Origin of the sequence: Ideonella sp. A 288, from assembly GCF_002198735.1 — a bacterium.
GTDB lineage: Bacteria > Pseudomonadota > Gammaproteobacteria > Burkholderiales > Burkholderiaceae_C > Pseudaquabacterium.
The window spans coordinates 1-20,696 of sequence record NZ_MWLO01000111.1; the positions used below are offsets into that span (position 1 = coordinate 1).

Consider the following 20,696-nt stretch of genomic DNA (forward strand, 5'->3'; position numbering starts at 1 on the left):
CGCGGGGGCGGCCGCGGGGGCCGGCGTGGCCGCGGGCGCGGAGGCCGTCTGGGCCATCGACAGGGTGGACAGGCTCAGCATCGCGCTGGCGGCGATCAGGAAGGGACGCAACTTCATGGGGAACTCCTCGGGGACGTGGGGTGGCGAGTGGCGTGGGCCCTCGCGCGGTCTTGTCGCGGTGCCTTGCGACACCGCTCGCCGGGCGCATGGTAGAGGCGACGGCGGGTGCCATGCCCCGACCTTGGTCGAGGCCCGGCCACCCGATTGTGCGTCGACACGGCCTTGACCTATTCGGCGTGCGACGCGACAGGGGCCCGCACGCGTCGGCCAAGGCTGGTTCAGCCGTTCAGCCCCTCAGCCGCCCAGGCGCCCAGGCGCCATGGCCTCGGCGCGCACGCCCTGCGCCTGCAGCGCCTCCGGCAGCGGCCGGCCCAGCAGCAGGCTGGCGGCCAGCAGGGCGGCGCCCTCGGCGCTCTGGATGCCATAGCCCCCTTGGCCGGCCAGCCAGAACAGGCCCTCGACCGCGCCGTCCCAGCCGATCACCAGGTCGCCGTCGGGGGCGAAGGTGCGCAGGCCGGCCCAGGTGCGCTGCGGCCGCCGGATGGTCAGCGTCGTGTGCTGCTCGATGCCGTGGATGCCGGTGGCGATGTCCAGTTCTTCCGGCACCACGTCGTGCGCCGGCACCGGGTCGGCATTGGCCGGGCTGCCCAGCAACTGGCCGGCGTCGGGCTTGAAGTACCAGGCCTCGTCGATGGCGGCCACGGTGGGCCAGTGCCGCGCGTCGACACCCGCCGGCGCCGCGAAGGTGAAGGCGCTGCGCCGCTTGGGCTGCAGGCCCAGCGCACGCGCACCGGCGAGCGTGGCCACGGCATCGGCCCAGGCGCCCGCCGCGTCGACCAGCACCCGGCAGCGCAGCGGTTCGCCCTGCCGCAGCTGCAGCGTCCAGATGCCGGCCTCGCGCCGCGCCGCCACCAGTTCGGCGTCGCAGCGCAGCACGCCACCCTGCCGGCGCAGGCCGGCGAGGTAGCCCTGGTGCAGCGCGTGCACGTCGATGTCCATCGCATCGGGTTCGGCCACCGCCCCCAGCAGGCCGTCGGCGCGCAGCACCGGCACCCGTCGCAGCGCCTCGGCGGCATCGACGCGATCGACCGGTGCGCCTGTGGCGCGCAGCTCGGCTTCCATGCCGTCGAGCAGGCCCTGCTGGCCCTGCCAGCCGACGTAGAGCACGCCGCGCGGCGCGAGCAGCGGCGTGGCCGCGAAGCCCGCCGGCGGGTGCGCGTAGAAGGCCCGGCTGGCGCGGGTGAGCGCGCGCGCCTGCGGCGTGCCGTAGGTTTCCATGAACATCGCCGCGCTGCGGCCGGTGCTGTGCAGGCCGGGCTGCGCCTCGCGCTCGAGCAGCAGCACGCCCGCCTGGGGTGCCAGGTGCCAGGCCAGCGCGGCCCCGGCGATGCCGGCGCCGACGATGGCAATGTCGTGGATCGGTACGCTCATCTTCGGTGTCAGCGCCTGGCGTGGCGGTTTGCTGAGGCCGGGCCCACCTCAGTCCAGTTTCAGGCCGAGCTTGCGGATCACCGCGCCCCAGCGCTCGTGCTGTTCCTTCACCGAGCGCGCATGGTCCTCGGCCGACGAGGCCAGGATCTCGGTGCCGCCGTCGATGAACAGCTTCTCGACCTCGGGCGACTTCAGCGCCGCGGCCAGCGCGGCATTGACCTTGGCCACCACGTCGGGCGGCATGCGCGCGGGGCCGAACATCTGCATGCCGCCGGGCACGTCGATGCCGGGCACGCCGGCCTCGGCCATCGTCGGCACGCCGCCCAGCGCCGCGTAGGGCTTGCTGTCGGTGACGGCCAGCATCTTCACCTTGCCGGCCTTGGCGTTGTTGATGGCGGTGGTGGGGCCGTCGAACAGCAGCTGCACCTGGTTGCCGATCAGGGCCACGGTGGCGTCGCCCGAGCCCTTGAAGGGCACGTGGACCATCTCGATGCCGGCCTGCTGCATCAGCATCTCGCCCACCAGGTGCGAGGTGGAGCCCAGCGAGAACGAGCCGAAGTTCAGCTTGCCCGGGTTGGCCTTGGCATAGGCCACCAGCTCGCGCAGCGTGCTGTAGGGCGCGGCGGCGGGCACGGTGAGCACGGTGGACGAGCGGGCGACGAACATCACCGGCGTCAAGTCCTTCAGGCCGTCATAGGGCAGCTTGCTGAACAGGTGAGGGTTCTGCGCCGCGGTAATGGCGATGGTGTACAGGAGCGTGTGGCCGTCGGGTGCGGCGCGCACCACCTCCTGCGCGCCGATGATGGTGGACGCGCCCGGCTTGTTCTCCACCAGCACCGGCACGCCCAGCGACTGCTGCAACCGCTGCGCCATCATGCGCGCCTGGATGTCGGTCTGCCCGCCGGGCGGGAAGGGCACGATGATGCGCACCGGCTTGCCGGCCGTGGGGAAGGCCTGGGCCGGCGGCGTGGCCAACAGGGCGGCCAAAGAGCCGGCGAGCAGCAGCGCGGCGGCGGCACGGCGTGTGAATCGGGCACGGGTCAGCATGGGTACTCCTGGTGGCGCGGGCTTGGTAAGGTGGCCGGCCAGTGTGCACGGCGCCCGCCGCGCACCTCATCGGGGCAAGCACGGGGGTCCACCAATGCACGATCTGGTCATTCGCGGCGGCACCATCGTCGACGGCAGCGGCGCGCCCCGCCGCAGCGGCGACATCGCCATCGACGGCGGCCTGCTCACCCAGGTGGGCGGCCGCGCCGGTGCGGCGCACCGCGTCATCGACGCGGCCGGGGCGCTGGTCACGCCGGGCTGGGTCGACGTGCACACGCACTACGATGGCCAGGTCACCTGGGACCCCTACATCACGCCCTCGTCGTGGCACGGCGTCACCACCGCGGTGATGGGCAACTGCGGCGTCGGCTTCGCGCCCGTGCGGCCCGACCGGCGCGACTGGCTCATCGGCCTGATGGAGGGCGTGGAGGACATCCCCGGGTCGGCTCTGTCCGAGGGCATCGACTGGCAATGGGAGACCTTCCCGCAGTACCTGGACGCGCTGGACGCCAAACCGCTGGCGGTGGACGTGGGCGCGCAGGTGCCGCACGGCGCGCTGCGCGTGTACGCGATGGGCGACCGCGGCGCCGTGGAGGACAGCGTGGCCACGCCCGACGACATCGCCGCGATGGCCGCCGAACTGCGCGCCGGCCTGCGCGCGGGCGCGCTGGGCTTTTCCACCTCGCGCACGTTGATCCACCGCGGCGCCGACGGCAAGCTCGTGCCGGGCACCCACGCCCACCGCGACGAACTGTTCGGCATCGGCCGCGTGCTGGGCGAGGAGGGCCACGGCGTCTTCCAGATGACGTCCAACCACATCGACATGCCGGCCGAGACCGAATGGATGATGCAGCTGGCGCGCGAGACCGGCCGGCCGGTGCTGTTCAACCTGCAGCAGATCGACGAATCGCCAGAGCTGTGGAAGACGCTGGTGGCGCGGCTCGACGACGCCCGCGCACAGGGCCTGCCGCTGGTGGGCTCGATCCCTGGGCGGCCGGCGGGCGTGCTGTACAGCTGGCGCGCGTCGGCGCACCCCTTCATCTTCCACCGCACCTGGAACGCCACCGCGGGGCAGCCGATCGAGGTGCGCATCGCCCGCCTGCGCGAGCCGGCCGTGCGCGCCGCGCTGCTGGCCGAGCAGTTCGACATCCCCGACGAGCGCGCCCGCACCATGCTGCGCAGCTTCGACAAGATGTACCGCGTGGACCCGGCCGCGCCCGACTACGAGCCGCCGCCCAGCGCGCACGCCGCCGCGCTGGCCGCCTCGGCGGGCCGCTCACCCTTCGAGGTGGTGTACGACTGGATGATGGCCGACGAGGGCCAGGGCATCCTGTACTTCCCGATGTTCAACTACTCGTACCACGACTTCTCGCACCTGCACCGCCTGCTGCAGCACCCGGCCACGATGATCAGCCTGGGTGATGGCGGCGCCCACGTGGGCTACATCACCGACGCCGGCCTGCCCACCTTCATGCTCACGCACTGGACGCGCGACCGCACGCGCGGCCCCACGCTGCCGCTCGAGGACATCGTGCGGCGGCAGACCTCGCACACCGCGTCGGTGTACGGCCTGGCCGACCGTGGCCTGCTGCGCGAAGGCCTGAAGGCCGACCTCAACCTGATCGACTACGAGCACCTCAGCTGCGACGCGCCCTACATGGCCTACGACCTGCCGGCCGGTGGCAAGCGCCTGCTGCAGAAGGCGCGCGGCTACCTCGCGACCATCGTCGCCGGCCAGCCGGTCTACGAGCACGGCGAGCCCACCGGCGCGCTGCCGGGGCGGCTGGTGCGCGGGCGGCGCGGCTGATTGCCGGCACCGCCGGCGCCAAGAAAGAAGGCCTGTCGCACCGCGGGGTGCGACAGGCCTCGACGGTCGTCGATCACAGGCCCCCGCAGGGGCAGGGCGTCAGATGCAGCCGGGCATCTTGAACGAGCTGATCCAGGTGTTCCAGTTGAACGACCCGGTGGTCTTGATGTACTCGTTGGTGGCCCAGAAGGTGCAATCGTCGGCCGGGTCGATCGAGATCTGCGAATAGTCGCCCCAGCGGGTGAGCGAGCCGGTCTGCGAGCCGCCGCCGGCCTTGAGCACCGTCTCGGAGTTCAGCGTGCCCACCGGGTCGGTGGTCAGGCGGCTGGCCATGCGCATCGACGGCGACAACGCCGAGCCCGACGCGCTGTACGACACCGCGATGTTGCCCATCTTGTCCTGGCCGATCGAGCCCATCCAGCGGTGCACGCCGTCGCCGCCGCCGAAGGTGCCCTGCTGGAACAGCGTGGGCGTGCCGGTGGGGGCCACGTTGCGCAGTTCGTACCAGCGCACTGCGGCCAGAGCGTTCTTTTTCGTGCCGGTGCTCACCGCGTGGTTGACCACCAGCGTGCCGTTGTTCAGCGTGCGGTAGGCGGCGCGGAAGTTCAGCCGGTCGGCCAGCGAATCGAGCTTGTTCTGCGTGCCCGGCTGGGTGATGCAGGTGCCACCGCTGCACGCGGCGGTGAAGGCCGCCACCGGCACGTTCACCGGGCCGCTGAGCGTGGTGAGAGCGCTGTTCGCCCAGTTGACGCTGAAGCGCCACAGGTTCACCGAATTGGTGGCGCGCGCGACGACGTAGTTCGGCGTGCCGGCCGCGGGCGCCGGGCCGTCCAGGTCGGCCGGCAGCGTGGAGCCGAAGGTGGCCGCCAGCTTGATGCACTGCTGCGTGGCGGGCAGGCCGGCCAGCATCTTGGCGCGGTCGATCGCGCACACCGTCGAGCCCTGGAAGGTGTTCGTGAACATGTTGTAGCTCACGTAGTACGCGTCCGGCCACACGCCCAGCTTGGGGAAGTCGTTGAACTGGGCGTACTGGAAGGCGTAGCGGTTCCAGGTGCCGGTGGCGTCGGACGAGGTCGACACGGCGATGCACTGCCAGTAGCCGGCGGCGCCGCCGGGCACCGAGAACTGCGACACCACCCAGCGGTCGGCCAGCTTGTCGTACTGCACCACCGGATCGCCGTCGTTGCGCGTCTCGCAGGGGCCGCCGAAACCGGCCCACAGCGACTTGCCGTCGGCCGGGCCGTACACCGGCGCCTTGGTGGCCTTGCTGAACACCGCGAAGGCGGTGTTGACCCATTGCACGTACTGCGTCGCGCCCACCGCGCCGGTGGTGTCCGGTGGGGCGGAGTTGACGGTCATCGTGCCCGCAGGGCCGGCGAAGCCGTTGCCCAGGCCGTCGACACCGGTGCCCAGCGTGGGGGCCGCCAGTGCGGCAGCACCCGCGGCGGGGCGGCCCGGCGCGGTCGCCAGCAGCGGATCGGACTCGAGCTCGGGGCCGTCGTCGAAGGGGATCCGGTGTTCGCGCACCGGCCGGCCGCGGCGCTCGGTCGCGGGCGGGATGGCGGCCATGTCGCGCAGCGGCGGCGACACGTCGTTGCGCGACGAGTTCACGACCAGGTCGACCTTGCGGTGCTCGAGCGCCACGGCGCTCTGCCCGTGGGCGTTGAGGGCGGCGGTGGCGGCGAGTGCGGCGATCAGGGGCGACATGTGGGTTCTGGGCATGGATCCTCCGGGGTCGTGGTTGGACTTGTTGCAGCGATGGCGTGGCACCTCGCCTCGAAGGGCGGGTGGCGAACCGTACCAGACAGCGCCTCCCGTCGCCTTGGGAATTCGCTGCGCCCGTGAGCTAGTCGCGCGTTGGCGTGGCGGCGTGGCGTCGCCACAGGCCGAGCGCGACGAGTGCTGCGGCGGCGATCCAGCCGGCCGTGGTCCAGCCGGTGGTCTCGGTCGGCGTGGCGTCGCGCGCGGTCGGTGCCGACGCCGCCGGTGCGGCGGCCGGCGGTGCCGTGACGCCCGCCGGGCTCGCCGACGGTGACGCCGCCACCGAGGCAGCGGCCGGTGCGGCCGTCGGGCTGCTGGCCTGCGGCGGGAGGGCGGCCAGGGCCTGCCCGTCGGCATGCCATTGCCAGCGGCCGTCGCGCCAGACCAAGCGCGCCGCGGCCTGGTCGATGGCCATCGTGGTGCGCGTCGGCATCGACGCACCGGGCGCCAGCACCCAGGCTTCCAGTTGCGTGGCCGTGCCGTCGCCTCGGCGCAGCCCCAGGGCCACGCTGCCGTCGGCACCGGTGGCCACTTCCACCGGCTCGGTGCTGCCGCCGCCCTGGTCGGTCCACAGGCCGCCCAGGCCGAAGTGGGGGTCCACGCGGCCGTCGGGCGCGAGCCGCCACCAGCCGCTGCGCTCCTGGCCGTCGACGATCACCGTGCCCACGACGAAGGCGCTGCCGTCGGACTGCGGCGCCAGGTCCAGTGCCCGCGCGGCTCGGCCCGCGGGCGCGGTGGCCGAGCGGCCGTTGCGGCCGAACGACGGGTCGGCCGCGCCATGCAGCGCGAAGCGCAGCACCACCGCCTCGACCGTGTCGCCCCGGCCGGCCGAGGCACCGGCGACCCACGGCCGGCCTTGGGCGTCGAGCCGCAGCGCGGCCGGGCCGTCGTTGTCGGGGCCCAGTCGGAACAGCAGGCTGCCCTGCTGGCCGAAGCCGGCGTCGGGCGTGCCGTCGGGGTATCGCCGTTCCAGCACGTAGGCGTCGCGCGTGCGCGCCGGGTCCTGGACGATGCGCACCGTCATGCCCTGCGCGGTGGTGGCCTCCCACGGACCGGCATGGGCGGGCCCACCGGCCAGTGCCACCGTGACCAGTGCCTCGGCGGCCCAGGCGCGACCGTGCCGGAGGGTGGTGCGGCCGAGGCGGCGGGGCAAGCGGGCGGCGTGGGGCATCGGGGCCGGATTGTGATCGCCCGGCCGTCCCGACCGGCCGGCCGCGCGGGTCGACGCGCGGGCGCCTGGCAGATCGGTGCCGCCAATGTCGCAATCGACGCCCGCACGACGTCTGTACAGCGAGTCCACGGGTAAGCGTCCGCGCCCGGGACACCACCGCCATGCCGTCGGACCAGCGGCCCACGCAGGAGAGACCCCATGTCCCGTGACACCCCCATCCCGATCCCCAGCCCGGCGCAGGGCGGCGCTGCGCCCGCCCGCTCACCGGGCGGGGCGGACGACACCCTCTCGGGCTACCACGACTCGTCGCGCGACCTCGCGTCGGGCCTGGTGGTCATCGACGGCACGGTGAGCGCGCTGCCCGACGACCTGAAGCAGGCCCTGGTGCGCCTGCGCCAGGGGCTGCCGCCGCGATGAGCGGCCCCGCACCGCGGCGGCCCGGACCCGGGCGCGGTGCTCAGCCGCCCTCGGCGTGCGCGGTGACGACCCGCGCGATGGTGCGCACCACGGCGTCGCGCATCTGCGCGTTGACCAGCTTGGCGCGGTCGTTGTCGTTGGCGATGAAGCCCAGTTCGATCAGCACCGCCGTGCCGCTGAACTTCAGCACCGCCAGGTCGGTGCGCTGCTTGATCTTGCGGTCGCGCATCTTGGTCACCTTGACCAGGGCATCCTGAAGCTTCTGCGCCAGCAGCCGGTCGTCGCTGTCGCGGAAGCAGACCTCCAGCCCGTTGGCGCTGTCGTCGTCGAAGTCGTTCAGGTGCAGCGACACGAACACCGTGCAGCCGGCTGCCTTGGCCATACCGGCGCGCGATCCGACCGGGGCATGGTCGGTGGCGTCGTCGCGCGTCATGAACACCTCGACCTGCTGCTCGCGCAGCACGTCCTTCAGGGCCAGCCCGTAGCGCAGCGCGATGGCCGCTTCCTGGAACTCGAAACCGTTCTCGACGTGCGTGGCGCCAGGGTCGTAGCGGCCCATCTGGCGGTTGCTCATGCCATGGCCGGGGTCGATGCAGACTTTCATGCAGGGGCTCCTTCGGCGGCGCGGACACCGCGCCCGCGCCATCGGGCCTCAGCATGCCCCGGCTGCCGAGGGTCGGCATCCCCAAGCCGATCGAGTGACCGGCAGCTGGCCCCGCCCGTGCCGCTACCGCGCCTTGGCGACGGCGGTGAGCTCGTTGATCGTGAAGGTGTAGCTGGTCTTGTCCAGCGGCTTGTGGCAGGCCAGGCATTCGGCCTGGTTGGCGCCGGCGCGCAGTTCCCGGGCCAGCGTGAAGACGGCGTAGTTCCACTCGTCGTTGCGCAGCAGGTCGGGGATCGCGCTGCCCCAGCCGGCGTCGCGCGCCATCGCGGTGTAGAACAGCAACTGGTCGGGCTGGAAGAAGCCGTCGCCGCCGACGATCGGCTTCTTGTCGGCATCGACCTTGGCCGAATGCACCTCGGCAAACAGGTAGGCGCCATTGGGCAGCGGCTTGCCGTCGCGCGCGGCCTGCAGCGCCACCGGGTTGGCATAGTAGTGGCGCACCTGGCGCGTGGCCGGGAAGTTGATGGTGTGGTAGCGGGTGAAGCTGCTCTTGTAGTCGGCCGGGAAGGCGACACCGGTCTTCACCAGGTGCGGCAGCAGGGCCGACTTGGAGGCCGCCGCGGCGCCCGGCAGCGACGCGAACCACGCGGCCGCGTTGGCGATGTCGTCGGCGCTCAGTTGCGCGGCGATGGCCCCCATCACTTGGTGCTTGCGGGTGCCGTCCTTCAGCGCCTTGAGCTGTGATTCCAGATAGGCCACCTTCTGCCCGGCCAGGTTGGGGATGGCGTCGGACACGCTGATGCCGTTGGCGCCATGGCAGGCCGCGCACACGGCCTCGACCTTGGCCTTGCCCGCTGCGAGATCGGCCGCGAGCGCGGGTTGCAGGGCAATCGCCATCGCGCACAGCGCCAGGTGCTTCTTCATCATCGCCGGCTCCCCCCAGACTGGTTCGAGGATCGTAGGCGGGTGGGATCTTCCCCGGGCCGCACCGCGGCAAAGGCCTTGACCGCGTCGCGGGCAGCGAGCGGTTCGGTTGCCGCGCTTGCGTTCGGTGACCGGCCGATGAGGGTAAACCACCCCCCTGTTCAGGGGGGTGGACGCCAGAATCACCGAGCCGCGACGGGCCTCATCAGGCTTGCCACAGGCGTCACCGACGCGCCCACCGGCGCACACAACTCAACCCAGGGAGCTGGAACCCATGCTGAAACACCGTCATGCCTTGCACCGCCTCGCGGCGGCCCTTTCGATGGCCCTGCTGGCCGTTACGTCGTGGGCCGGCAGCCCGACCGCCGACCCGGCGGCGTCCGTCGACGTCGGCACCAACCGCCTGATCGTCAAGTACCGCGGCGCCAGCGAGGCCCGGTTCGTCAACGGCCACCTCGAAGTGCAGTCCAAGGCCATGGCCACGGCCGAGCTCGCCGCCCGCGTCGACACCGCGCAGCGCAGCGCCCAGCGCGGCGGGCGCACGATGGCCCTGCTGAAGCAGACGGCGGTGGGTGCGCACGTGTTCAAGCTCGATCGACACCTCTCGACGGCCGAGGCGCGCCAGCTGGCCGCACAGCTGAAGGCCGATGACGCCGAGATCGAGTACGCCGAGCCCGACACCCGCATGTTCCCGCTGCTGACACCCAACGACAGCAGCTACACCAGCCAGTGGGACCTGTACGACGCCACCGGCGGCATCCGCGCCCCCGCCGCCTGGGACCGCGCCACCGGCCTGGGCGTGGTGGTGGCCGTCATCGACACCGGCATCCGGCCGCACGCCGACCTGGTGGGCCAGACCGTGGCCGGCTACGACATGATCATCGACACCGCGGTGTCCAACGACGGCAACGGCCGCGACGCCGACCCGTCCGACCCCGGCGACTGGACCACGGCCGGCGAATGCGGCGTCGGCTCGCCGGCGTCCGGTTCCAGCTGGCACGGCACCCACGTGGCCGGCACCATCGCCGCGAAGACCAACAACGCCTCGGGCATCGCCGGCATCGCCTTCAACGCCAAGGTGCAGGCCGTGCGCGTGCTGGGCCAGTGCGGCGGCTACACCTCCGACATCGCCGACGCCATCGTCTGGGCCTCGGGCGGCACGGTGGCCGGTGTCCCGGCCAACGCCACGCCGGCCAAGGTGATCAACATGTCGCTGGGCGGCTCGGGCGCCTGCGACACCACCACGCAGAACGCGATCAACGGCGCGCTGGCGCGCGGCACGCTCACCGTGGTGGCGGCGGGCAACAGCAACGCCAATGCAGCCAACTTCAGCCCGGCCAGTTGCCCCGGCGTGGTCACCGTGGCCGCCACCGATCGCAATGGCGCGCGCGCCTACTACTCGAACTTCGGCACCCTGGTCGCGCTGGCCGCTCCCGGTGGCGACATGCGCGCCAATGCCGCCAACGGCATCCTGTCCACGCTGAACGGCGGCACCACGGTGCCGGGTGCCGACTCGCTGGCCTACTACCAGGGCACGTCGATGGCCGCGCCCCACGTGGCCGGCGTGGCCGCGCTGATGTTCAGCGCCAAGCCCACCGCCACGCCCACCGAGGTGGCCAACGCGCTGAAGAGCAGCGCCCGCGCCTTCCCCGGCGTGTGCAGCGGCTGCGGCACCGGCCTGCTCGACGCCAATGCGGCGGTGCTGGCCATCACCGGCACCACCCCGCCGCCGCCGCCCCCGCCCACCGGCAGCAACGAGGTCGAGTCCAACAACTCGCGCAACACGGCCAACCTGGTGAGCGCGCCCACCACGATGAACGGCACGCTCGCCAGCACCAGCGACACCGACTACTTCCGCATCAGCCTGCCGGCCGGCCGGGCGTTCACTGCCACGCTCAACCCGGGCACGCGCGACTACGACCTGTACCTGTACAACAGTGCCGGCACGCAGATCGCCAGCAGCCTGAACGGCACCGGACTGGCGGACACCGTGCGCTTCACCAATGGCGGCTCCGCGGCCGTGACGCTGTACGTGCGGGTGCGCTACTTCAGTGGCGGTGCCGGCGCCTACACGCTGGGCCTGGCCTGGTGACCTGAGCCTCTCACGGCCTGATCGGCCGATGGCCCGATGCGGGCGCGGCGCCGGAAGGTGCCGCGCCCGCCCTGTTTTGCAGGGCCACTGTGCGTCGGTGCCGCGCCACCGCGCGGAAAGCCCGCCTTGCAGCCGGCCCGCATTGCAGACAAGATCGGCGCCCGTCCCGTCGGCACGGCCAGTGTGCCCGCCGGGCACCGACCACGAGGAGAACCCACTTGAATCCAGTCACCCGACGCGCCCACCTGTCCCCCGCCTGGTGGCTGCTGCCCCTGGCCGTGCTGGCCGGTTGCGGCGGCAGCGACAGCGACACCGTGGCCGACAACGCCTGCCTGCAGGTGTCGGCCACCGGACAGGTCTACAACCCGGGCACGCCGGGCGAGAACGGCGCCCCCGAGATCCCCACCGGGTTTGCCAGCAAGACCGCGGTCACGGCGCGCAGCTTCATGGTGGTGGCGGCCAACCCGCTGGCCACCAAGGCCGGCTGCGACATCCTCAAGCGCGGCGGCACGGCCGTCGACGCGGCGGTGGCCACGCAGATGGTGCTGAACCTCGTCGAGCCGCAGTCGTCGGGCATCGGCGGCGGCGCCTTCATGCTGCACTACAACGCGGCCACCAAGGCCGTCACGGCCTACGACGGCCGCGAGACGGCCCCGGCCGCGGCCACCGAGAACTACCTGCGCTGGATCAGCGACACCCAGCAGACCACGCCGCTGCCCAATGCCCGCGCCTCGGGCCGGTCGATCGGCACGCCGGGCGTGCTGCACATGCTGGACGCCGCGCACAAGGACGGCGGCAAGCTGGCCTGGAAGGACCTGTTCGCCCCCGCCATCCAGGTGGCCGACGACGGCTTCAAGATCAGCCCGCGCATGGCCGCGTCGGTGGCCGGATCGGCCGCCAACCTCACGCGCGACCCCGACGCCAAGGCCTACTTCCTCAACGCCGACGGCAGCGCCAAGGCCGCCGGCACCCTGCAGAAGAGCCCGGCCATGGCGGCCACGTTGCGCGCCATTGCCGATGGCGGTGTCAACGCGTTCTACACCGGCGCCATCGCGCAGGACATCGTCGCCAAGATCGGCGACACCACCGGCGGCATCACCCCGGGCCTGACCACGATGGCCGACCTGGCGGCCTACCGCTCGAAGAAGCGCGAGGCCATCTGCACCAGCTACCGCGCGCACTGGGTGTGCGGCATGCCGCCGCCGTCGTCGGGCGGCCTGGCCGTGGCGCAGGCGCTGGGCGTGCTCGAGACCTTCGACATGGCCGCGCAGAAGCCGGCCACGATGGACGTCAACGGCGGCAAGCCCACCGTGCTGGGCGTGCACCTGGTGGCCGAGGCCGAGCGCCTGGCCTACGCCGACCGCGACAAGTACGTGGCCGACACCGATTTCGTGCCGCTGCCCGGCAACAGCCCGGCGGCGATGGTCGACAAGGCCTACCTGCGCCAGCGCGCCAGCCTGGTCAGCCTGACCAAGAGCATGGGCACCGCCGCGCCCGGCAACCTAGGCCCCACCAGCTTCGGCCTGCACGGGCCGTCGGCCGAGAACGGCACCACGCAGGTGACCGTGGTCGACGCGCAGGGCAACGTGGCCTCGATGACCACCACCATCGAATCCGGCTTCGGCGCCTTCCACATGGCCAAGGGCGGCTTCCTGCTGAACAACCAGCTCACCGACTTCTCGGCCGCGCCCGCCGACGCCACGGGCGCGCCCATCGCCAACCGCGTGGCCGCCGGCAAGCGCCCGCGCAGCTCGATGGCGCCGACGCTGGTGTTCCGCGCCGCCGCCGACGGCACGCGCGGCGACTTTGCGATGGCCACCGGCTCGCCGGGCGGTGCCACCATCATCCAGTACGTGGCCAAGACCCTGGTCGGCGTGCTCGACTGGGGCATGAACGCCCAGCAGGCCACGTCGATGATCGACTTCGGCGCGGCCAACAGCCCCAACACCAACGTCGGCAGCGAGCACCCCAACGTCGACATCAGCGCCAACGCGGCCAACGACGCGCTGATCACCGGCCTGCGCGGGCTGGGCCACACCGTCAACACCGCAGCCCAGTCCAGCGGACTGGGCACCATCGTGCGCCGCAGCGACGGCCGCGGCTACGACGGCGGGGCCGACCCACGCCGCGAAGGCGTGGTGCTGGGCGACCTGTTCACGCCGTGACCATGAGGGAGCACATGCCCATGGGCCTGACCCGACGACACCTCCTGGGCAGCGCCGCGGCGCCGGCCCTGCTGGCCGCCATCGGCCCGGCTGCGCGCGCGCAGGCGCCCGCGCCGGCGCCGTTCGACACGGTGAAGATCGTCACCGGCTTTCCGCCCGGTGGCACGTCCGACACCATCTGCCGGCGCGTGGCCGCTCGCCTGCAGCCGGGCTATGGCAAGAGTGTGCTGGTCGAGAACCGCACCGGCGCGGGAGGGCAGATCGCCATCACCGCGGTCAAGGGCATGCCGGCCGACGGCACGGCGCTGCTGCAGACGCCGATGTCGATGCTGGGCATCTACCCCTACATCTACAAGAAGCTGGCCTACGACCCGCTGCTCGACCTGACGCCGGTGTCGCTGGGCTGCACCTTCGACTTCGGCTTCGCGGTGGGGCCGGCGGTGCCCGACGCGGTGAAGACCATGGCCGACTTCCTGGCCTGGTGCAAGGCCAACCCGGCGCAGGCCAACTTCGGCTCGCCGGCGGCGGGCTCGGTGCCGCACTTCATCGGCGTGCTGGCGGGCCGCACCGCCGGCGTCGACCTGAAGCACGTGCCCTACCGCGGCACCCAGCCGGCCATCCTCGACATGATCGGCGGCCAGGTGCAGGCTGTGTCGGGCCCGGTGGGCGAGTTCACGCAGCACGTGGCGGCCGGCAAGTGCCGGCTCATCGCCACGTCGGGCACCAAGCGCAGCAAGTTCGCGCCGGGCGTGGCCACTTTCACCGAGCAGGGCCTGAAGGACATGGCCTTCAGCGAGTGGTTCGGTTTCTACCTGCCGGGCAAGGCCAACGTGGACGTGGTCTTCCGCGCCAACCAGGCGCTGCGCGCGGCGCTGGCCGAGAAGGACGTGATCGACGGGCTCGAGCTGATGGGCCTGGAGGCGCGCGCGTCCAGCCCGTCGGAGCTGGCCGCGATGCTGGACGCCGACCAGAAGCGCTGGTCGCCGCTGATCAAGGCCATCGGCTTCAGCGCCGATTCCTGATCGGCCGGGGAAGGGCAGCGCGATGGCCACCCGACCCTCGGCCGGCGGCGGGCTGGTGTATTCCACCGACGCCGGGCGCATGTGCCCGGCCTGCCGCCAGCCGGTGGCGCAGTGCCGCTGCGCCGCCCTGGCGGCCGAGGCGGCGCCACGCGGCGACGGCGTGGCCCGCGTCAGCCGCGAGACCAAGGGCCGCGGCGGCAAGACCGTGACGCTGGTGCGCGGCCTGGCCCTGGACGCCGACGCGCTGGCCGCGCTGGGCAAGCGCCTGCGCACCCACTGCGGCACCGGCGGCACGGCCCGCGACGGCGTGCTCGAACTGCAGGGCGACCACCGCGACCGCGTGCTCGACTGGCTGGTGAAGGAAGGCTTCACGGCGAAGCGCGCCGGGGGCTGAGCGGCTCCTCCGCGGACCCGCGGGACGCCGCCACCCTGCCGGTCGACCGCCTGCGCGGCGCCCACCGTCTGGCCGCCGCGTGGCAGGCGAACGCCCTCCCGGCGACCACCTCCTGCGATGTGCGTATGCTCGCCGATGACATTCGCACTCTGGTTGACGGTGGGTGGCGCCCTGCTGCTGTTCATGGCGCTGGGCGGCTCGATGCTGTCGCGCATGCCCATCAGCACCTCGATGGTGTACCTGCTGGCGGGCCTGGCGGTGGGGCCGGCGGTGCTGGGGCTGGCCGCGCCCGACATCTTTGGCGACACCCGGCTGCTCGAACACCTCACCGAGGTGATCGTGCTGCTGTCGCTCTTCACCTCCGGCCTGAAGATGAGCGTGGGCCTGCACGACAGCCGCTGGTTTCCGCCGCTGCGCCTGGCCCTGCTGTCGATGGTGGCCACGGTGGCGCTGATCGCCGCCGCGGGCGTGTGGCTGCTCGGCTTGCCCCTTGGCGCCGCGGTGCTGCTGGGCGGCATCCTGGCGCCGACCGATCCGGTGCTGGCCACCGAGGTGCAGGTGGACGACCCGTCCGACCGCGACAAGCTGCGCTTCGCGCTCACCGGCGAAGGCGGCCTGAACGACGGCACGGCCTTCCCGGTGGTGATGCTGGGGCTGGGGCTGCTCGGCGCCCACGACATCGGCGCGCTGGGCTGGCGCTGGCTGGCGGTGGGCGTGCTGTGGGCCACCGGCGCCGGCATCGCCATCGGCGGCGCGCTCGGCACCGGCTTGGGCCGGCTGGTGCTGTACCTGCGCCACCGCCACCACGAGGCGGTGGGCTACGAGAACTTCCTGGCGCTGGGCCTCATCGGCCTGGCCTACGGCTTTGCGGTGCTGGCGCAGGCCTATGGCTTCCTGGCGGTGTTCGCCGCCGGCCTGGCGCTGCAGCACACGGCGCAGGTGGCCACGCTCGCCGCGGCCTCGGCCGATGACGAAGCCGCGGCCGGGGTGGTGCACGCCACCCGCGCCAGCGGCAGCACCAGCCTCACCCCGGTGGAGGCCTCCGGCGCTGCGCCGCCCGAACTTGCCGCGGAGATCGCCGTCCACCCGCAGCATGGTTCGGCCTACATGGCCCATGCGGTGCTGAGCTTCAACGAACAGCTCGACCGCATCGGCGAGATGGTCGGCGTGGTCATCCTCGGCATGCTGCTGTGGTCGGTGCCGTGGATGTCCGCCGCCTGGTGGTTCGTGCCGCTGGTGCTGCTGGTGGTGCGGCCGCTGTCGGTGGCCCTGGGCCTGGCGGGGTCGCGCACCTCGGCCACGCAGCGCCGGCTGATCGGCTGGTTTGGCATCCGCGGCATCGGGTCCCTCTACTACCTGGTCTACGCCATCAACCACGGCTTGCCGGCGGCGCATGCGCGCACGCTGGTGGCGCTGACGGTGGCGGTGGTGGTGAGCTCGATCGTCGTCCACGGCATCTCGGTGACACCGTTGATGGCCCGCTACCGCCGCCGCGGCCGTGGCGGCGGCCCCACGTAGGACAAGGCCCACGCCGCCGGGCGGGGTCGGCCGATTCCCCTCGTGCCGTTGCGGGCGCACCCTGTGGGCTGCAACCCCGAACGAGGAATCACCATGGCACAGCGCGCGCAGGTCACCGGCACCGTCGAGTACCGCGAGGGCGACGGCGTCAACATCGTCATCCGTCCCGGCCCCATCGAGGTGGAGATGACGCTCACCGACGTCACCTTGAGCTGGGTCGACGGCGAGACGCACGGCTCGGCGGCGATGCCCTTGGGCAGCTTCCGCACCTACGTCGCCAAGGGCGCGATCGTGGTGCCCGCGCAGGCCGCTTGAGGGCCACTGGCGTGTCTGCACACCGCATGCTGCGCACCCTGCAGCCGTCGCCCGCCGTGGCCCGGTTGCTGGGCGTGATGGCCGTGGCCGGTCTCGTGGCCGTGTTCGCCCTCGTCGTGCAAGGGGCCGTGCAGCAGGGCGAGGCGCGACGCGCCAGCGCCGACGCCCAGGCCCAGGCCGAGTGGCGATGCAAGGCCGAGCGCCAGCAGGCGGTGCGGCGCGACTGCATCGCACGCGTCTCGTCCGTGCCTTGAGCGCAGCGGCGCCGCGGACTTCACCCATGGCGGGCCTGCCGGCGACGGCGCTCGTCGCCCACCCGGCGCCCGCACCGATCGAACCCCTCAGGAGCCTCGAATGACCCACCCCCATCGTTTGGCCGCGTCGCTGGCCTGCGCCGCAGTTTGGCTGGCGACCACCGCGGCCAGCGCCACCGAGGCGCCCGCCGCACCGGCGCGTCCGGTCGTCGACGCGCCGAACCACCGCCTGTGCACCCACGGCCCCTCGCACGACGGCAAGCCCACCTGCATGAGCCGCGCCGACGCGGCGGTCGAGCGTTCGCGCCAGGCGGCGCTGGACAAGGACCCGGCGCAGTACCTGCGCAACGCGATGATGCGTTGCAGCCGCCTGCCCGAGGCCGACCGACGCGACTGCGAGTCGCGCATGCGCGGCCAGGGCACCACCACCGGCAGCGTCGAGGGCGGCGGCGTCTACCGCGAGCTGATCACGCGGGACCCGATGCCCTTGGGCGGCGCCGCGCCGGCATCGACCGGATTGGTGCCGAGCGGCACCGCTGCGCCGCGGCCGGGGCCTGCGTCGCGCTGAGCCCGCTGCTCAAGGCGTTGCGACGGGCGCGTCGGGCGAGACCCCCGGCGCGGCTTCGCGACCGGCCCGCTCCAGCGCCATCGCCGTCAGCCACAACCGCACGTCGAACTCGAGCTGGTGGTAGTCGGGTTCCATGTGCGTGCACAGCGCATAGAAGGCGCGGTCGTGCTCGCGCTCTTTCAGGTGCGCCAGCTCATGCACCACGATCATCTGCAGGAAGGCCGCCGGGGCGTCCTTGAACACGCTGGCGATGCGGATCTCGCGCTTGGCCTTGAGCTTGCCGCCCTGCACCCGCGACACCGTGGTGTGCGTGCCCAGGGTCTGCAGCAGCGCATCGGGCCGGGCCAGCTGGCTGCTGTCATACAGCACGCGCGACAGCGGTGCGGCGTTGCGCAGGTAACGCGTTTTCAGCGCGGCCACATGGTCGTACAGCTGCCGGTCGGTGCGCACCTCGTGCCGGTCGGGGTGGCGTTGTCGCAGCACCTCGCCCAGGCGGCCCTGCGCGATCAGGCCTCGCACCTGCTCGAGCAGTTCGGGTGCGTAGCCCGACAGGTAGGGCAGGGCGGGCGCCACCGCGGGCGCGGGCACGGTAGCGCCCTGGCTCACTCCGCCTCGACCGCGAAGCGCAGGCCGGCGTGGGCTTGCAGCCGGCGGATCAGCGCCTGGCCCATCGCGGCGCCGGGCGTCCAGATGCCGCCGGGGGTGGCAGCGCATTCGTCCAGCAGGCACAGCGCGGCCTCGGACACCATCTTCGACGTGGAGCCGTAGCCGGGGTCGCGGTCGCCGCTGACGGCCACGCGCAGCGTCCGCCCATCCGCGCTGCTGCCGAGGAACAGCACGTCGTAGTGCCCGGCCTCGCGCTCGGCGCGCGACGGGCCTTCACCGGGCTGCGGGCCGCCCGGGCCGCCCATCGACTTGTCGGCCGCCACGGCCTCGGCGATGGCCTTGCCGCGCTCGCCGGCACCGGTGACCAGCATCTCGTCGTATTCGAAATCGGCGCCCCAGTCGTGCCCCAGCAGGAAGTGGGTGCGGTGCACGTTGCGCGTGTTGATGGCCGCCATCACGAAGGGCGCCACCCACTGGCCCAGGGCCTCGTCGAGCATCGGCTTGTGGCCCGGCGGTTGGCGCGGGCCGCTGAAGCCGGGCGTCAGCGCAAAGGGGTCGCGCAGCAGCGCCAGCACGGCGGGGTCGCCCTGCGCCGCGGCCATGGTGGCGCGCAGGCTGGCCGCGGTGCCGCCGGAGAAGGTGCCCTTCATCTTGCGCACCCGGCCGTGCACCTGGCGCGCCGGTGCGCCGAAGCGCGCGCGCATCTCGTCCTGCAGCATCAGCACGCCCAGGTCGAAGGGGATGGAATCGAAGCCGCACGAGAACACGATGCGCGCCCCGCTGGCCCTGGCCTGCGCCTCGTGCGCATCGATCATGTGGCGCATCCAGGCCGGCTCGCCGCACAGGTCGACATAGTCGACGCCCGCCTCGGCGCAGGCGGCCACCAGGGGGCTGCCATGCAACTGGTACGGCCCCACGGTGGTGAGGACCAGCCGGGTCTGCGCCATCAGCGCGCGCAGGCTGGCGGCGTCGCCGCCGTCGGCCACCACCAGTGGCGTGCTGGCCGGTGCGCCGATCTCGTCGCGCACGGCGGCCAGCTTGTCGGCGCTGCGGCCGCCCATGGCCCAGCGCAGCGTCTGGCCGGGGCCCTGCGGGTGGCGCTGCAACAGGTATTCCACCACCAGCCGGCCGGTGAAGCCGGTGGCGCCGTGCACGACAAGGTCGAAGGGTTTGGTCATCGCGTGTCCTCGCGAAAGCGGTGGCGGGGAGATGTCAGTGCGCCCGCGGGTTCAGCCCGCACCAGCGCGCGATGAACAGCGCCAGCACCGCGCTCACCTGCTGCATGCTGGCGATCGACACCCACTCGTCGATGCCGTGGATGTCGGCGCCCAGCGGCCCGTAGCAGGTGGACGGGATCTTGCCGTAGAGGTGGAAGAAGCGCACGTCGGTGGTGGCCGTGGTGGCGCGCTCGGGGGCGGCGCTGCCGGTGATGTCGTGGTGGCACTGCAGCAGTTGCTGGATCGCCGGCTGCTGCATGTCCACCACCAGGCCCTCGGCCTGGAAGCCGTGGTAGCTGACCTCATAGCGCAGGCTGGCGCGGCTGGGGTGCGCGTCGTGCGCGGCGGCCAGCAGCGCCTCCACCTGGGTGCGCACGTCGGCCGGCTTCACGCCGGGGTAGAAGCCCAGGCGCATGTCCACGCGGCAGTGCGTGGGCACCGACGAGGTCCATTCGCCGCCCGCGATGCGCCCCAGGTTGAAGTTGATCGGGTGCTCGTGCCCGCAGTAAAGCGGGTGGCGCGAGGCCGGGCGGTTCCACTCGGTCTCCAGCTCGCGCAGTTTGTCGACCAGGTGGTTGGCGAAGCCGATGGCGGCCACGCCGGTGTGCGCGTAGGCCGCATGCACCGGCACGCCGTACACATCGATGGTGAGCCACATCACGCCCATCTGGCCGGTCATCACGCCTTCGCCGGGCTCGGGGATGATGGCCGCGTCGGCGGTGTAGCCCTCCACCAGGCAGGCCAGCGCGCCATTGCCGGTGCACTCTTCCTCGACCACCGACTGCAGGAACACCGGCGCGGCCGGCTCGTGGCCCAGCCGCTGCAGCGCCTTGAAGGCCATGGTGTAGGCCACGATGCCGGCCTTCATGTCGGCCGCGCCGCGGCCGTACAGCCGGTCACCGTCGATGCGCGGCTCGAAGGGCGGGCTGGTCCACATGGCGGCGGTGCCCACCGGCACCACGTCGATGTGGCCGTTGAGGATCAGCGATCTGCCGCGCACCGGGCCGGCCGGCCGGTGCACGCCGACCACGTTGTGGCGCCCGTCGTAGGGGATGATCGACGGTGAGTAGCCGGGCTGGTTGCGGATCTTGTCTTCGTCGATGGCGAACTCGTGCACGTGCAGGCCGCAGCGTTCGAATTCGCGGCGCATCAGCGCCTGGGCCGGGGCCTCGTCGCCCAGCAGCGAGGGCTGCGCCACCAGCTCGCACAGCAGCGCCACGGCCTCGTCGCGCTGCGCCGCGACAGCGTCGAGGATCTGCCGCTCGGTCAGCGGGTTGAGGGTCTTCGTGTCCATCGGCGGGCTCCTGGCGGCGGGCGATTCGG

General features: G+C 72.6%; 19 protein-coding genes. 10 read left to right on the plus strand and 9 right to left on the minus strand.

Annotated features, from left to right (window positions below; all coding sequences use genetic code 11):
* Positions 1 to 354 precede the first annotated feature (354 nt).
* Together EOINJALH_RS11040 and EOINJALH_RS11045 are read right to left on the minus strand one after the other, a co-directional pair.
* Positions 355 to 1,491, minus strand: a complete 1,137-nt coding sequence (locus EOINJALH_RS11040; protein ID WP_088280416.1) for an FAD-binding oxidoreductase — start codon at positions 1,489 to 1,491, stop codon at positions 355 to 357.
* Between the two features lie 48 nt (positions 1,492 to 1,539).
* Positions 1,540 to 2,538: a tripartite tricarboxylate transporter substrate binding protein gene (locus tag EOINJALH_RS11045; RefSeq protein WP_088280417.1), complete on the minus strand. Its 999-nt coding sequence runs from the start codon at positions 2,536 to 2,538 to the stop codon at positions 1,540 to 1,542.
* Between the two features lie 94 nt (positions 2,539 to 2,632).
* Between EOINJALH_RS11045 and EOINJALH_RS11050 the strand changes: the two genes are divergently transcribed.
* Positions 2,633 to 4,345, plus strand: a complete 1,713-nt coding sequence (locus EOINJALH_RS11050) for an amidohydrolase family protein (RefSeq protein WP_088280418.1) — start codon at positions 2,633 to 2,635, stop codon at positions 4,343 to 4,345.
* Positions 4,346 to 4,444: 99 nt separating this feature from the next.
* Here the strand turns inward: EOINJALH_RS11050 and EOINJALH_RS11055 are convergent, their stop codons facing one another.
* Together EOINJALH_RS11055 and EOINJALH_RS11060 are read right to left on the minus strand one after the other, a co-directional pair.
* Positions 4,445 to 6,067 carry a hypothetical protein gene (locus tag EOINJALH_RS11055; RefSeq protein WP_144289971.1) on the minus strand — a complete coding sequence of 541 codons (1,623 nt, stop codon included), beginning with the start codon at positions 6,065 to 6,067 and terminating at the stop codon, positions 4,445 to 4,447.
* A 124-nt stretch (positions 6,068 to 6,191) separates the two neighbouring features.
* A complete protein-coding gene (locus tag EOINJALH_RS11060) occupies positions 6,192 to 7,277 on the minus strand; it encodes a hypothetical protein (RefSeq protein ID WP_088280420.1) in 1,086 nt (361 codons plus the stop codon).
* Between the two features lie 198 nt (positions 7,278 to 7,475).
* Here EOINJALH_RS11060 and EOINJALH_RS11065 point away from each other — a divergent pair, with 198 nt between their 5' ends.
* Positions 7,476 to 7,694: a hypothetical protein gene (locus EOINJALH_RS11065; protein ID WP_088280421.1), complete on the plus strand. Its 219-nt coding sequence runs from the start codon at positions 7,476 to 7,478 to the stop codon at positions 7,692 to 7,694.
* A 40-nt stretch (positions 7,695 to 7,734) separates the two neighbouring features.
* On the opposite strand, the gene EOINJALH_RS11070 is transcribed toward EOINJALH_RS11065, so the two are convergent.
* On the minus strand, positions 7,735 to 8,298 hold the full coding sequence (locus EOINJALH_RS11070; protein WP_158219722.1) for an N-acetylmuramoyl-L-alanine amidase: 564 nt from the start codon (positions 8,296 to 8,298) through the stop codon (positions 7,735 to 7,737).
* A gap of 123 nt (positions 8,299 to 8,421) precedes the next feature.
* Positions 8,422 to 9,225: a cytochrome P460 family protein gene (locus tag EOINJALH_RS11075; protein WP_088280423.1), complete on the minus strand. Its 804-nt coding sequence runs from the start codon at positions 9,223 to 9,225 to the stop codon at positions 8,422 to 8,424.
* 271 nt (positions 9,226 to 9,496) lie between these two features.
* On the opposite strand from EOINJALH_RS11075, the gene EOINJALH_RS11080 reads away from it, so the two are divergent.
* The 8 genes from EOINJALH_RS11080 to EOINJALH_RS11115 all read left to right on the plus strand — a co-directional run bounded on the left by EOINJALH_RS11080 (position 9,497) and on the right by EOINJALH_RS11115 (position 17,550).
* The gene (locus EOINJALH_RS11080; protein ID WP_088280424.1) at positions 9,497 to 11,314 is read left to right on the plus strand and encodes a S8 family peptidase; all 1,818 of its coding nucleotides are present in this window, start codon (positions 9,497 to 9,499) and stop codon (positions 11,312 to 11,314) included.
* Between the two features lie 218 nt (positions 11,315 to 11,532).
* Complete coding sequence (locus tag EOINJALH_RS11085) at positions 11,533 to 13,479, plus strand: gamma-glutamyltransferase family protein (RefSeq protein WP_234413787.1); 1,947 nt, start codon at positions 11,533 to 11,535, stop codon at positions 13,477 to 13,479.
* Positions 13,480 to 13,499: 20 nt separating this feature from the next.
* Positions 13,500 to 14,501 carry a Bug family tripartite tricarboxylate transporter substrate binding protein gene (locus EOINJALH_RS11090; RefSeq protein WP_088280439.1) on the plus strand — a complete coding sequence of 334 codons (1,002 nt, stop codon included), beginning with the start codon at positions 13,500 to 13,502 and terminating at the stop codon, positions 14,499 to 14,501.
* Positions 14,502 to 14,523: 22 nt separating this feature from the next.
* Positions 14,524 to 14,895, plus strand: a complete 372-nt coding sequence (locus tag EOINJALH_RS11095) for a translation initiation factor Sui1 (protein WP_088280425.1) — start codon at positions 14,524 to 14,526, stop codon at positions 14,893 to 14,895.
* A 135-nt stretch (positions 14,896 to 15,030) separates the two neighbouring features.
* Positions 15,031 to 16,413, plus strand: a complete 1,383-nt coding sequence (locus tag EOINJALH_RS11100; RefSeq protein WP_088280426.1) for a sodium:proton antiporter — start codon at positions 15,031 to 15,033, stop codon at positions 16,411 to 16,413.
* A 93-nt stretch (positions 16,414 to 16,506) separates the two neighbouring features.
* Positions 16,507 to 16,728 carry a hypothetical protein gene (locus EOINJALH_RS11105; protein ID WP_088280427.1) on the plus strand — a complete coding sequence of 74 codons (222 nt, stop codon included), beginning with the start codon at positions 16,507 to 16,509 and terminating at the stop codon, positions 16,726 to 16,728.
* An 11-nt stretch (positions 16,729 to 16,739) separates the two neighbouring features.
* The gene (locus tag EOINJALH_RS11110) at positions 16,740 to 16,982 is read left to right on the plus strand and encodes a hypothetical protein (protein WP_144289972.1); all 243 of its coding nucleotides are present in this window, start codon (positions 16,740 to 16,742) and stop codon (positions 16,980 to 16,982) included.
* A gap of 100 nt (positions 16,983 to 17,082) precedes the next feature.
* A complete protein-coding gene (locus EOINJALH_RS11115) occupies positions 17,083 to 17,550 on the plus strand; it encodes a hypothetical protein (RefSeq protein ID WP_088280429.1) in 468 nt (155 codons plus the stop codon).
* Between the two features lie 9 nt (positions 17,551 to 17,559).
* On the opposite strand, the gene EOINJALH_RS11120 is transcribed toward EOINJALH_RS11115, so the two are convergent.
* Genes EOINJALH_RS11120 through EOINJALH_RS11130 form a run of 3 tightly spaced genes read right to left on the minus strand, consistent with a single transcriptional unit; the run spans position 17,560 to position 20,667 of the window.
* Complete coding sequence (locus tag EOINJALH_RS11120; protein WP_234413788.1) at positions 17,560 to 18,156, minus strand: M48 family metallopeptidase; 597 nt, start codon at positions 18,154 to 18,156, stop codon at positions 17,560 to 17,562.
* On the minus strand, positions 18,153 to 19,334 hold the full coding sequence (locus EOINJALH_RS11125) for a trans-acting enoyl reductase family protein (protein WP_088280431.1): 1,182 nt from the start codon (positions 19,332 to 19,334) through the stop codon (positions 18,153 to 18,155). Before EOINJALH_RS11125 ends, EOINJALH_RS11120 begins: the two co-directional genes overlap by 4 nt.
* Before the next feature lie 34 nt (positions 19,335 to 19,368).
* Positions 19,369 to 20,667, minus strand: a complete 1,299-nt coding sequence (locus EOINJALH_RS11130) for an ArgE/DapE family deacylase (protein WP_088280432.1) — start codon at positions 20,665 to 20,667, stop codon at positions 19,369 to 19,371.
* Between the last annotated feature and the right edge of the window lie 29 nt (positions 20,668 to 20,696).